The following is a 13,259-nucleotide window of genomic DNA, read 5'->3' as shown; positions in this document are numbered from 1 at the left end:
GAATATGTCTGCATTTCTATAGTAAATCTTTTTGTTTTACTTTTAAAGTCATATCAGCTGGTACTGATTTTTTTAATTAAAATAACCGACCTTTTAGATGTTCCCATTTCTGTCAAAGTATACACACGAAGCATGCTGAACAGTTGATATAATAGAAGTGGGAACAAGAAAGCAACGATAAGCATGGTGTGATGTCGTTTGTGTTACACTATACAAAGAATGTGAACGAAAAAGGAGTGTTTAGGCATGGCAGAAGCAGTAGAAACCATGGACGGCTGGTATTGCCTGCATGATTTCCGTGTAATGGATTGGACAAGCTGGAAACTGGCTTCCGAGGATGTGCGTCAAGCAGCAATCGAGGAATATCAGAACTGGCTTTCAAATATGGAACAAGTTGAGGAAGCGAATAACGGCAGTCAGCTTGTCTATAAGATTATCGGTCATAAAGCTGACCTAATGTTTATGATTATGCGTCCGACAATGGATGAATTGCAGGAGATCGAAACAGCTTTCGATAAAATGCAGATCGCATCTTTCATGACGAAAAGCTTCTCTTACTTATCTGTTGTTGAGCTCTCCAAATATATGAGCAAACCTGGTGTTGATATCGAACAAAAACCAGAAGTACAAGCACGTTTAAAACCAATTCTACCTCGTTGGGATTATATGTGTTTCTACCCGATGGATAAACGCCGGATGAATGAAGACAACTGGTATTCACTTGAAAAAGATGCTCGCTCGAAACTTATGTATGAGCATAGCAAAACCGGCCGTAAATATGCTGGTCAAATCAAACAGATTATCACAGGTTCGTTTGGTTTCGATGACTGGGAGTGGGGCGTAACATTATTCGCACACGATCCACTGCCAATCAAGAAACTAGTATATGAAATGCGATTCGATGAAGTAAGCGCACGATACGGCGAATTCGGTGACTTCTATTTTGGAAATATCCTAAATAAAGAAGCCGCATCCACCTACTTCCATATCTAATGAAAGCTGGACCAATTTGGTCCGGCTTTTTTTATTCCCTTGTTCTACTCCCCTTTCAGGCTTCATATCATGTCAAAGAACAGGCATGAGTTCCTTTGACATGAGGTATGGCGATAACGGTTGTGAAGGCTGCAGCGCGCAAGAAAAAACTCCTTGCGATACTAATACAACGTGTCTTATACACAATTACTGCCTTCACAGCTTCAGCCCGCCCGAGTGTCTTCTGAAAGGATATAGGAAAGGGGAATGAAAATGAGTAAGAACCCGAATCAAGAAAACCAGTCTCCAAGCACTCCGCAGTATCAGGAACAGAGCCCAAACCAAGCCTATACTTATCCGCAAGTCCCGAATTATAGCTACCCAACTCGTCAGCAAAACCAGCCTTTTTTCCCGCAGCAGCAACAACAGCAACAGCAAGTTCCATCACAAGGTCAAGGCGGCCCGGGTGGAGCACTACCAGGACTTCCAACCGAGCAGTCTTATATCGAGAACATTTTGCGTCTGAATCGAAACAAACTGGCTACTGTTTATATGACCTTCGAAAACAATGACCGCTGGAACGCAAAGATTTTCAAAGGCGTGATTGAGGCTGCTGGACGTGATCACATAATTCTTCGTGATCCTGAGAACAATCGCCGCTACTTATTATTGATGGTATATCTCGATTATGTGACATTCGATGAACCGCTTAATTATAACTACCCGTATGGAAATCCAGGTGGTCTGGCAACTTATCCACCAAGATAAAAAAACCTCTGCTTCGGCAGAGGTTTTTTTTATAGATATTTGATTGCAGAATAGCCGAGCAGCACCCATCCAATCAGGAATGCCACTCCGCCTACTGGCGTAATGATAGCAAAGATCGTGATTCCGCTGACAGCATATATGTAAAGCGTTCCTGAAAATAGCAGAATGCCTGCGATAAAGAAACCTCCAGCAGTCGTCAAACTTCCTACTTGAATCTTCTGCAGCAATAATGCTACCCCGATAATGACCACTGTATGGAACATTTGATATTGAACTGCTTTCTCCCACGTGGCAATTGCCTTCTCAGACAATCTTCCTTCTAGTCCGTGCGCTCCGAATGCTCCAAGCGCTACAGTAATGAAACCACTTATGGCTCCGATTATGAGTAATGCTTTCATTTTTCTGCTCCTTTATATCAAAAATCGAACAATGACTTGCCGTTCGATTCGTCATCATCTTCTTCAAATGCTTTTTTGGGCGTCTGCTGGTCCGGCCATTCCCCTGTCATTGCTGCCCATTCTGCTGCAGATGGGCTTACTGCTGCTTCTGACGGTTTAGACACCTGCGTTTTGACTGGACGCTCTGAAAGCTCACTTTGCAAAAACAAGTCACACATCGAACGAACCGCCCGAACGTGCTCCCGCTGCTTTTGGACATCATCATGGTCTAATGCCCGTTCTAGCTCCTCTTTCATATGCCGAAGCACTGCTTCTTCACTTAACAACTCGAACACCTCCATCGTTTTGCTACTACCTGCATTATAACAGATATAAAAGACAAAAATTAACCCCGCCAACAAGAACACATGTTCCTTTATCTTAAAAACAGGTATACTGTTCATAACATATTCAAAATCGGAGGTTAAGAAATGAAGACAGACGATATAGAAGAACTGATGCTATCGAATGGAATTACAGGTTTCAGTATGGCTTATATGGAGGCTGGTCATTCTTTACAATCCTTTTGTGCAGGTTATGGGAATCAAGTGATAAGGACACCAATTGATAGTTCCACTGCTTTTCATGCTTGCTCTGTCAGTAAATTCGTTACAGCCTTTCTCGTCCTTACTCTAGTTTCCAAGGACAAGCTGTTATTAGACGCGCATGTCAATGACCTGCTATGTAAGTGGAAATTGGAAGAAGATACTTACTATAATACACCTACTCTACGGCAACTGCTGCAGCATCAAGGTGGTATCATTGATCCGGAACACAGTTTTCCAGCCATTCCTTTCGATTCAGCTTCATTCAGCACAGCCGAGCTATTGGAAGGCACAACAATAGCATGTGCAAAGCGCATCGTGACCGAACTAGAACCTGGCACAGCTTTCTCCTATAGTGACGCAGGTTATATGATTGTACAGCTTGCATTGGAAGATACATATCGGCAGCCTTTTAATGCACTTATGAAAAGATACGTGTTCGATCCCTTAGGAATGAAGGACAGCTACTACCACGATTCTCTGCGTCACCCATTTGCTTATGGGCATCAGAATCTGAACCCTATTCCTAGTCTATATCCTTACTACCCGTATGATGCGGCTTGCGGTTTGTGGACAACACCGATAGATGCAATGAAGCTGGTTGTTGCATTACACGAGTCCTTAAAGGGATACTCCTCCGCTATCATTGACAAAAAGGATGCGGAGGAGATCCTCCATTCGAATAGCGGGATTTCTTATGCTGGCTTGGGAGTCTTCTTGGATACTACTGAGGGGGCTGTGGAATATTCTGCGCTCGGCTGGGGAGAGGGATTTCAGTGCCTGCTAGCAGGAAAACCGGAACAAGGAGACGCGCTTATGTGCATGATCAATACGGATCCTGGCAAACATCAAATGGAAAGCTTTCTTGGCGACATTTACAAACGTTCTTCCCTGGGCAGCTAATAAAAAGACCCGCCACATGGCGGGTCTTCTGTTATTGCGCTTGCTTCAGCATATCTGATTGTTCAGCGACATATTGTTCATGCATCCATTTCAGAAAATCATATTCTGTGGCTGTGGAAGGGCGTTTCATTTCTTGTTCCACTTGGTCGACTAAAGATAAAAAGCTAATCATTGCTAATTACCTCCTCTGGTTATACCTCTACCATCATTCTAATCGAGAAATGTATGCATGACAACAAATTTTCAAAATATTCACGACAAATTAATAGTTTCTACTTAAATCTATTAATCCTCGTTATTCTGCAAACGCAGCTCCAAGTGACTGATCCGCTGCTTCAGAGCATCAACATCTGCTTTTGTAGCAAGTCCTAGATCATTGACTTTTTTCTGCATGTTCTCTTGATTCTTCTCGTTCCACTCATTGGATTTCGCTTCTCCCTTATCTACAAAACGCTGAATCAAATCCTTCGCTTGCTGTGGCGTAATCTCTCCCTTTGCCACTAACTCTTTCAATTTAGCATCCAGCTTTTCCTTCCCAGCCAAAGCAGCACCAACACCTAAAAGAAATCCTTTGCGTAACAAATCTGCCATTATCATAACCTCCTAGTTTTATTTATGGATCTTAGCAGCAGAACATGCTTGATGAAGAGAATTAACCATAGACCAAAGAATATGAATGTCAGGATAAACCCAACGAGGACAAGCCATAATGTATGCTGAATGATTCCTTGGATGCCCGTGTATGCCGAACCTGCTGTCAAGGCGAGTAACAGAATCGTGTAAAAGAAGTAGAAATGGTGCAGTAGCTGGTTCTTTTGCTTATCCCTTTCCCAGCTGCGCTGCTTCTCCCCGTCAGTGAGCCAGTCAACGAGTGCTCTGGGCATCGACAGGAATGGACGAAGTGAATTGGTGATGATACCAGTATAGATGGAACTATGTTTTTTTGATCCTCTCATCCAGCGCAGGATGACAGGTTTTCCCCATTCTACTAGATCCGCTTGCGGATAAATCACAGCTACAAGGCCAATTGCTAAGAAAACTGCGCGTCCGAGGAAGGCAAAATCTGCCGGGAGTTGTATTGGCTGTTCCTTTACAATTACCTGCAGCTCCTCCATCAGCTGCAAGAAGGATTCCGTGTCTCCTACATCAAGCTGACCTCCCTTGTACAAATCCACTGTTTTCCTAATAATCCGTTTCACTTTCTCCGAATCTGCGGATGGAAGCAAAAACTCCATATTGTAGAGAGCTTGGATGACGGCCTCATAATCATCTAGCACAATTCCCTGAATAGCCTCCCGTAAGTATTCGGTATCCGCTGCTCGGATTTCACCGACCATACCAAAATCGAGCAGTACGATTTTCCCGTCAGGCTGGACCATGATATTGCCTGCATGAGGATCGGCATGGAACATACCGCTGTTTAAAAACTGATCAGAAAAGAATTGAAAAAGTGCTTTAGCTACTTGCTCACGAGGGATCTTCTGGGCATCCAGATAATCTGTATCCGTCACTTTCCGTCCCTCTACCCAATCCATCACAAGTACTTTGCCTGTGCAGAGTTCCGGATAATAATCTGGCACTTTGATATCCGGATTTCCTTTGTACCGTTTCTTGAAATAATCTGCATGCTCCAGTTCTTTCCGGAAATCTAATTCCCGGCTGATGATCGTTACTACTTCCGCGTACAAAGCCTTCATATCCGATTTCTTTCCTATACTCGTAAATTTGCGGAGCAGAAAAAAAATGATTCGGAGTGCTTTGAAATCCATATGGAATATCTGTCTGACATTGTGCCGCTGGACCTTAACCGCAATCTTACGACCGTTTTGCAAGTATGCTTCGTACACTTCACCAATAGAGGCAGAAGCAACAGCTTTAGGGTTCAAATCCACAATCTCTGTCTCATAACGGCTGCCAAGCTCTTCCTTTAATATTGCTTCCGAATGCGTAAATGATGTCGGCTTTACCCTATCGACGAGGCCTTCCATCTCACGAATGAATATCTTTGGCAGCAAGTCAGCACGCGAACTGAGAAACTGACCTAATTTGATCAGCAACCCGCCTTTTTTCTCTGCAGTTTTCCGATACTCCCGCGCCTGCTTTGTCAGTAATGCTTCCCATTCCTGTTTATCCTGTTCGTCCCACACGCGGCTATGCAGAAAATAAAACCAGTAGATCTGCAGCATAAATCGGATGACCATCCAAACGATAGACATAATACGACGGGTGGATTTGACACGCATTTGCACACCTCTTTTTTCAGACAATTGCCTTCTTTCTTTCTATTCTCTATTATAGCTAGTACTTCTCTTGCTTGTCTATTAACCTGCGGCTGTGTCGAAAAACGTAAAAATAACAGTTTTATAAATATTTTTTAATAAAACAGTTTATTTTTCTTCGGAAAACGCTTACAATATTGATATATAAGACTGATGGTAATATCAATAACCCTTAACGGAGGTATAGTATGTCTAGCATATCTAAAAATGCTGTTCTGCCTGAAAAACGTTCCGTCGAAAATAACAAGTCTAATAAACAATTTTTGTACCCTTCTTACCTGCTTGAAAACCAGCTGATGGATGCTGTATCCGATGGTGATTTAAACGGGGCATTATCTATAATCGAAAGTCTTTCCACTTCTGAACGCCCGAAGTATGCCTTCCAACCGTTACGGTCAGCAAAGAACCAATTGATTAGTATCTGCACGCTGTACACCCGCGCTATCTTGAGAGGCGGCGCTTCTCAAGAAGTAGCATCAAGCCTTAATATGACTTATATGCTTGAAATCGAGAACTGCCAGACAGAGCAGGAACTTTCAGAATTAGAATATGATATGCTCGTCCGTTTTATCGAAGGCTTGAATAAAAGCAGAGCCACACAATACTCCAACATCATCAATGAAGCTATCGGCTATATTCAATCACATATTTTGGAGGATCTGAGCTTGCAGGCAATCAGCTCTCACTGCAATGTGAATCCAAGTTACCTTTCCCATTTGTTCAAAAAAGAAGTTGGTGTTTCCACAGTGCAATTCATCAACCAAAAGAAGATCGAGGAAGCTAAGTATTTCCTGCTTCATACAAACCAATCGATTGCTGACTTGGCTAAGAAGTTCAACTTCTGCAACCAAAGCTATTTCACGGCTCAATTTAAATTCTATACATCCATGACACCAAAACAATTCCGCGACTCGCGCGCAATATAAAAAAAACCGCACAGGCTCACCTGTGCGGTTTTTTTTATGGGCTTTTCAGCTCGATCAATGGTTTCCATATTCGCAGCATCCAGCGCTGGGAAAGCACCATTACTATGCTTAGAGTGACAATCAGGAGACCTAATACATCCAGGCTATTACTTACCTCAAATAAGTCATCCACCCTAATCCACTGGATGAAAAATCCGTGCAGAAGATAGACATACAATGTTCGCTGTCCATACTTTGTAAACGGCATCTCTTTATTTGGAATAAGCGCCAGTATACTAATCATCATAAATCCTGAGAACAGATAAACTAGTAACCGAATCAGTCCTCCTGCTTCCCCGGCTCCTAAAACTGCATAAGGTTTCGATCCGAGCAGCCAGTCAGTCGGGATGTCAGGATAAAGATAGAATAAAGCACCTGCTGCAATTAGCAGAAGCCCGCCTCCTATCCTTATCGGCATTCGCCGAAGTACAGCAAGCTGCTCTTTTGTCACCCAATAACCGATTAAGAAAAATGGAAAGAAAACAAACGTCCTGGAAAGGCTCAATGCCCCTCCAATTTCATTAAAGTATCCAACTAACAAACCGATGAATACAGCTAGCGGAATACCGAGGCTAGGACGTATCCTTTTAAATGGAATCAGCAGTATATGCCAGCAGAACAAGCTAAGCAAAAACCACAGTGCCCATTGCGGCACAAGAATGGACTCCATCCAGCCATCTTTTCCAATCATAAAGTAGTAAATCGTGTAGATGACTTGAAAAAACAGAAACGGTAAAAGCAGGTTTTTCGCCAGCTTTTCAACAGCAGCCTTATTCCCAGCTCCCCTGGCAAAGAAACCAGCTAAAAAGATGAAAACAGGCATATGAAAGGTATATATCCATGTATAGCTCATTTGCAGGAACAACATGTCCTGATACGGCTGAATTAAATGTCCAAATACCACAAAGGCAATCATAAGCAATCTTGCATTATCAAAATATGCATCGCGTTCCATACTATCGCTTCCTTCTTCAGGATGTATTCTTCCATAGTAAGGAGCATGGAGCAGAAACGCTATAGCATATGCCCTTTCTTCATTGACTTGTTAGCAAGCTGTCAAGACGCTGTCATATACGACATGCATGTGTAAAATGACAGGAATAATCATCCAGCTTCCGGTTTCTTTTTAGGTCGGCTTGCTGTTTTCTTCCTGGTTGTCTTCTTGGCTGCAGGCTTATCCTTTTTCGCTTTATCTAGTGATGCCTGCAATGCATCCATCAGATTCGTTACGTTGTTCGGCTGTTTCTTAGCTGTCGGGATATGGACTTGTTCATGATCACGCTTAGCCTGAATCAAATCAAGCAAGGCTTCGCGGTAATCATCATTGTATTTCTCTGGATCAAAAGTAGCTGTGAGCTGTTCAATAAGCAGCTTAGCTGTCTTAAGCTCTTTATCGACAATAGCATCTTCAGCAGGAATGTTCGGCACATCAGCGACGTTGCGAACTTCATCCGGATAATGGATGGTCTCCACAACTAGTACATTCTTATACACCCTGATGACAGCTAGCTGCTGCTTCGAACGGATGACCATAGAGGCAACGCCAATCTTCCCTGTATCCTCAAGTGCTTTCCGCAATAAACTGTATGCTTTTGTTCCGCCTTCATTTGGAGACAAATAGTAGCAGCGTTCAAAGTAGATAGGATCGATTTCCTCCAAGCTGACAAAATCGACGATCTCCACTGCTTTGTCTTCCTGCTCTTTCTGCAAAGCCTGTAGCTCATCCTCATCCAGAACCACGAATTTATTCTTCGTGTATTCATAAGCTTTGACGATATCCTCCGTCTGTAATTCCTTCTCACAATGAGGACAAACTTTTTCATACTTGACCGGTGTGTTGCACTCTTTATGAAGCTGCCGCAGTTTTACATCTTTATTCTCCGTAGCAGCATGCATCTTTACGGGAATATTCACAAGCCCGAAGCTGATTGTTCCCTTCCACATCGTATGCATGAACTGTTCACTCCTTTTTAGCTTAGTTTGTACGTCTGTTCCATGTTTAATTCCAGTGTATTTCCTCAAACTAAAGAGAAAGGAGCGAGATACGATGCAAGTAATGAAACCGATCTATCGAGATAACTGTCCCGTCGGGAAAGGATGGATATATGAAGTAAAATATGACGGGTTTAGAGCCATTTTGACAGTTACGACTGACAATGTGACGTTGACAAGCAAGAATGGAATCGACTTATCCCAGCAATTTCCGGAGGTCATCACGTATGCTGAGCAACAGAAGCAATTAGCTGATAAGCACATTCCTTTCTCGATTGATGGTGAACTGATCGTGCCGAAAAATGCACAAAGCGGAGATTTTGGCTTACTCCAATCACGCGGCCGATTAAAATCAGCCGATCGAATCAAACAGGTTACTTCTAATCGACCTGCAGTGCTGATGGCTTTTGATTTGCTGGTTGATGGTGGGAAAAGTCAGGAAAGACGGCGGCTATCCTCCCGGAAACAAGCATTGCAGGAGCTGCTAGACCTATTCGATGATCAAAAAAGAGCTATACAATACGTGAGTTATTCCTTAGACCCAGCAGTACTGATGGATTCTGTCATTTTGCATCAAGGTGAGGGCATCATAGCCAAACGCTCAGCCAGTACATATAAGACCGGTAAACAGCATCATGATTGGTACAAGATCAAGAATTGGCGTACAATCACCGCAGTCCTGACTGCTTATGATAAAGAAAATGATTATTTTCATGCGCAGCTGGCAGATGGAACAGGTCATTTCGTTCCAATCGGAAAATGTAAGCATGGGATGGAAGAAGCAGAGCGAAACACACTCACTGCTTTTTTTAAGGAAAATGGAAAAATAGAAAACAATCTCCTCCGCCTCCCTCCAGCAGTTTGTGCCAAAATAAATTGTCTCGGGCAGGCGGACGAAGAATTACGCGAGCCTAGATTCCATAGTTTAGCCCCCACAGCGACAGCTGCCGATTGCACAGAGCAACAAGCAGCTATAGATCTTGCCCAGTTTCCGGAATCAGTCGAGCTGAGCAAGCTGGATAAGCTATATTGGGAAGAAGCACATATTGATAAGCTGCGTTATCTGCTTTATATTCGGACGGTAGCTCCATTCATGCTGCCTCATATGATAAAACGGGAGATGACAATTATCCGTTGCCCTGATGGTATTGAAGCGGACTTTTTCTATCAGAAGCACAGACCTGATTATGCACCCGATTTTATACCTGATACGAAATCCTTGCAGTGCCCAGATTTGCAGACTTTGATTTGGTTCGCTAATCATGGGAGTATCGAATTTCATGCACCATTTCACCATATCGGAAATGATTTTCCGCGGGAAATCGCGATTGATCTTGATCCGCCAACGGAAGATGCACTTCCTCTGGCCATCAAGGCTGCTAATTTGCTTAAAGAATGGCTGGATCAAATGCAGCTTTCTACTTTTATCAAGACTTCCGGCAGCAAAGGTTTGCAGCTGTACATCCCGTTACCAGAAAACCAGCTTACTTACGAACAAGCAGGCACCTTCACGGAAGCTTTGGCAAGATTGCTCGTCCAGCAGCATCCAGATCTATTTACAATCGAAAGAATGAAAAAAAATCGGCAGGAGCGTTTGTATATCGATTACGTCCAGTTCGGGATGGGAAAAACACTGCCAGTTCCATACACTGCCCGAAAACGCAGCAGTGGCACTGTCAGTACTCCATTATTTTGGGAGGAGGTAAGACAGGGTCTCTCACTTGAAGACTTCACCATTTTCACTGTGCCGGATCGTATACGCCAAAAAGGCTGCCCCTTCACTTCCTATGAGGAAGCCAGGAACAGCCAAAGGCTGGATTCTATTATCCAATTGGTATGATCATTTGAATTCGAATGCCCATGCTCCTTGGCGGAAGACTGCGACAGTAGTGCCGTCTTCTTTCACGCCATCGATATCAAGATCAGCAGATCCAATCATGAAATCTTCATGCATAATACTGTCATTCACGCCTGCTGCTTCGAGTTCTGCAGCTGTCATATCATTGCCGCCTGCAATACAAGTTGGATATGCTTTTCCTAATGCAAGGTGACAGGAAGCATTTTCATCGAATAATGTGTTATAGAAAATCAAACCGGATTGTGAAACTGGAGACTTATGCGGAACAAGTGCTACCTCGCCAAGTCGTTTAGCACCAGCATCAGCTTCCAGAAGGTTTTTCAATGCTTCTTGGCCTTTTTCCGCCTTATAGTCTACTACTTCGCCATCCTTGAAAGTCAGCTGAAAATCTTCAATCAGCTGGCCATTGAAGTTGTATGGCAATGTACTGGATACAGTACCATTTACACCATTCTTGTGCGGCATTGTGAATACCTCTTCAGTCGGGATATTGGCGTTGAAATCGACCCCTGCATCTGTCGGACCAGAACCACCGCTCCAAATATGCCCTTTCGGAAGCTCGATTGATAAATCAGTGCCCTTTGCTTTATAAATCAATTTAGTGAACTGCTGCTTATTCATATAATCGGCAGCTAGGTGCAGCTGTTTATTATGCGCCTTCCATGCAGCATTCGGATCCTCATTTCCCGTCACACGGCTGATGCGCAGGATTTCTTCCATCATTGCTTCCTGTGCTTCCTCGACCGATTTTTCAGGGAACACTTTCTTGGACCATGCTACAGTCGGATAAGCAACAATCGACCATTGCATCTTATCTTTCATCATATAATCACGATATGGTGTTAATCCTTTTCCAGCAGCTTTCATATAAGCCGCAACTTTGGATCCATCTACTTTCTCCAAAAGATCCGGATTCTCTCCAAGGATATTTAGAACTGCGTAATTATCCTTGACCATTTCGTTACGAGCATGGAATTTCCAAGCAGGTACATTTTCTAAAGCTTCGATTGGAGCATGTGTATAACGCTGGACAACCAGCTCATCATCTAACCATTCTGTATGTACATCTTTAGCACCTGCTTTGTACGCCTCTTCCGCTACCATTCGTGTGAAACGTACTGATTCAATCGGTGCAACAAGCAGTAATCCTTGTCCTTTTTGAAGATTAACACCGGTCTGGATAGCCAATTTGGCAAATTGGCGTAGCTGTTCTTCGAATTTTTTCATTTGATTACTCCTCCATTAAAACAAATATACCCACCTATTATAACGTAAAATTAGAATATTCACGAAACATAAGAGAACCTGAGGCATAACAATATGCTGTTGCATAAAAACCAATAATATTACTGAGCACCAATCAAAAACCCGAACTTACGCAAGATTCACGTCAAAGTTCGGGTTTTCGTATAGCTGAAATACTTTTATCCAGCCTCTATTCGTTCGTCAAAGCTTGCTCCAACGTTTCGATATTTTTATTCATCAGACTGAAGTAATCTTCGTCTGCATCAATTTCATCCTCTGTCACCGTCTCTAGATTGTGGATTCTGAGTACGTCAGCTCCGATTTCATCTTGAACAATGGTTGCAACCTTCGGCGAGATATTTTGTTCGAACAACACATAGTTCAGTTTGTTATCTTCTGCAGTATGGATAATTTCCTCCAGTTCCTTCTGTGAAGGTTCATTTGTCGGCGATAGACCAGTTATAGCAATTTGTTCGATACCATAACGATCCTCCCAGTATCCATATGCTGCATGGGAAACGATGATCTTCTTGTTATCCTTACCTTCTACAGCCTGCTGGAATTTCTGATCAAGCTCGTCTAATTCTTCTGCTACAGCTGTATAGTTGTCTTCATATGTCGACTTATTATCTGGATCAAGCTCAACAAGCGTGTTTTTCATATTCTCTGCCATCTGATTTGCACGCTCTGGATCAAGCCAGTAATGTGGATCAATGCTGCCATGATCGTGCTCTTCTTCTGTAGCCTCTTCTTCTTCATGATCATGCTCTTCTTCAGTAGCTTCATGACTATGATCATGTTCTTCTTCAGTAGCTTCATGGCTATGATCATGCTCTTCGTCGAAAGGAAGTAAGTTGATACCATCTGCTAATTGCGCTATCTTAACATCTTCGTCTCCTACTGCATCAGCAATCGTTTTAGCATATGTTTCTAGCTCATCACTCGAATAAAGGAATGCATCTGATTTAGCAATATCCACCATCTGATTCGACGTTGGTTCGAAGTTATGTGCGTCACTACCTGGCGGCAGCACGGACTCCACTTCTACTTGGTCACCCCCGATTCGTTCAGCAAAATACTGAATCGGATAAATCGTTGTATATATCTTCATTTTCCCGTCTTCACTGCTATCCTGACTGCCGCCATCGGAACAAGCTGCAAGCAGAACTAAAAGTAAGGCTGTACTGATTAAAAGTAATGATTTCTTCAAAATGATTTCCTCCCGTTACATATAAGCTCTAATCGAGATTATATCGTAACCATTACTATTTGTAAACGGTAATAATTACGTTTCG

14 protein-coding genes are annotated in these 13,259 nt (G+C 42.9%); 5 read left to right on the top strand and 9 right to left on the bottom strand.

Annotated elements, in window-relative coordinates:
* Nucleotides 1-246 precede the first annotated feature (246 nt).
* Both hemQ and gerQ read left to right on the top strand, forming a co-directional pair.
* Nucleotides 247-993 carry a hydrogen peroxide-dependent heme synthase gene (hemQ, locus tag CHH58_RS09710; protein ID WP_095228003.1) on the top strand — a complete coding sequence of 249 codons (747 nt, stop codon included), beginning with the start codon at nucleotides 247-249 and terminating at the stop codon, nucleotides 991-993.
* Nucleotides 994-1,239: 246 nt separating this feature from the next.
* A complete protein-coding gene (gene gerQ / locus CHH58_RS09705; RefSeq protein WP_095234133.1) occupies nucleotides 1,240-1,740 on the top strand; it encodes a spore coat protein GerQ in 501 nt (166 codons plus the stop codon).
* A gap of 29 nt (nucleotides 1,741-1,769) precedes the next feature.
* Here the strand turns inward: gerQ and CHH58_RS09700 are convergent, their stop codons facing one another.
* Entirely contained in the window at nucleotides 1,770-2,138 is a 369-nt protein-coding gene (locus CHH58_RS09700) for a DUF423 domain-containing protein (RefSeq protein WP_095227999.1), read from the bottom strand.
* Between the two features lie 17 nt (nucleotides 2,139-2,155).
* Nucleotides 2,156-2,464 (bottom strand): YwdI family protein, encoded by a 309-nt coding sequence (locus CHH58_RS09695; protein ID WP_095262435.1) that lies wholly within the window; start codon nucleotides 2,462-2,464, stop codon nucleotides 2,156-2,158.
* Between the two features lie 144 nt (nucleotides 2,465-2,608).
* On the opposite strand from CHH58_RS09695, the gene CHH58_RS09690 reads away from it, so the two are divergent.
* Nucleotides 2,609-3,625 (top strand): serine hydrolase domain-containing protein, encoded by a 1,017-nt coding sequence (locus tag CHH58_RS09690; protein WP_095262434.1) that lies wholly within the window; start codon nucleotides 2,609-2,611, stop codon nucleotides 3,623-3,625.
* A 31-nt stretch (nucleotides 3,626-3,656) separates the two neighbouring features.
* On the opposite strand, the gene CHH58_RS18405 is transcribed toward CHH58_RS09690, so the two are convergent.
* From CHH58_RS18405 to CHH58_RS09680, 3 genes are all read right to left on the bottom strand, one after another.
* The gene (locus CHH58_RS18405; protein ID WP_170937578.1) at nucleotides 3,657-3,797 is read right to left on the bottom strand and encodes a hypothetical protein; all 141 of its coding nucleotides are present in this window, start codon (nucleotides 3,795-3,797) and stop codon (nucleotides 3,657-3,659) included.
* A 113-nt stretch (nucleotides 3,798-3,910) separates the two neighbouring features.
* Nucleotides 3,911-4,216, bottom strand: a complete 306-nt coding sequence (locus CHH58_RS09685; RefSeq protein ID WP_095227993.1) for a phasin family protein — start codon at nucleotides 4,214-4,216, stop codon at nucleotides 3,911-3,913.
* A 2-nt stretch (nucleotides 4,217-4,218) separates the two neighbouring features.
* Complete coding sequence (locus CHH58_RS09680) at nucleotides 4,219-5,868, bottom strand: ABC1 kinase family protein (RefSeq protein ID WP_095262433.1); 1,650 nt, start codon at nucleotides 5,866-5,868, stop codon at nucleotides 4,219-4,221.
* Between the two features lie 224 nt (nucleotides 5,869-6,092).
* On the opposite strand from CHH58_RS09680, the gene CHH58_RS09675 reads away from it, so the two are divergent.
* The gene (locus tag CHH58_RS09675) at nucleotides 6,093-6,830 is read left to right on the top strand and encodes an AraC family transcriptional regulator (RefSeq protein WP_095219291.1); all 738 of its coding nucleotides are present in this window, start codon (nucleotides 6,093-6,095) and stop codon (nucleotides 6,828-6,830) included.
* 34 nt (nucleotides 6,831-6,864) lie between these two features.
* Here the strand turns inward: CHH58_RS09675 and CHH58_RS09670 are convergent, their stop codons facing one another.
* Nucleotides 6,865-7,824 (bottom strand): acyltransferase family protein, encoded by a 960-nt coding sequence (locus CHH58_RS09670; RefSeq protein WP_095262432.1) that lies wholly within the window; start codon nucleotides 7,822-7,824, stop codon nucleotides 6,865-6,867.
* A gap of 149 nt (nucleotides 7,825-7,973) precedes the next feature.
* The gene (locus CHH58_RS09665) at nucleotides 7,974-8,822 is read right to left on the bottom strand and encodes a Ku protein (RefSeq protein WP_095260367.1); all 849 of its coding nucleotides are present in this window, start codon (nucleotides 8,820-8,822) and stop codon (nucleotides 7,974-7,976) included.
* 94 nt (nucleotides 8,823-8,916) lie between these two features.
* Between CHH58_RS09665 and ligD the strand changes: the two genes are divergently transcribed.
* On the top strand, nucleotides 8,917-10,701 hold the full coding sequence (ligD, locus tag CHH58_RS09660; protein ID WP_170937577.1) for a DNA ligase D: 1,785 nt from the start codon (nucleotides 8,917-8,919) through the stop codon (nucleotides 10,699-10,701).
* Here ligD and CHH58_RS09655 read toward each other — a convergent pair whose 3' ends face one another.
* Nucleotides 10,702-11,946: an aminopeptidase gene (locus tag CHH58_RS09655; RefSeq protein ID WP_095219287.1), complete on the bottom strand. Its 1,245-nt coding sequence runs from the start codon at nucleotides 11,944-11,946 to the stop codon at nucleotides 10,702-10,704.
* Nucleotides 11,947-12,154: 208 nt separating this feature from the next.
* Nucleotides 12,155-13,174 carry a metal ABC transporter solute-binding protein, Zn/Mn family gene (locus CHH58_RS09650; protein ID WP_095260365.1) on the bottom strand — a complete coding sequence of 340 codons (1,020 nt, stop codon included), beginning with the start codon at nucleotides 13,172-13,174 and terminating at the stop codon, nucleotides 12,155-12,157.
* Between the last annotated feature and the right edge of the window lie 85 nt (nucleotides 13,175-13,259).

The organism is Terribacillus saccharophilus, from assembly GCF_002272745.1.
In the GTDB taxonomy this organism is placed as follows: domain Bacteria; phylum Bacillota; class Bacilli; order Bacillales; family Amphibacillaceae; genus Terribacillus; species Terribacillus saccharophilus_B.
This window is presented reverse-complemented; position numbering and strand designations above follow the sequence as displayed.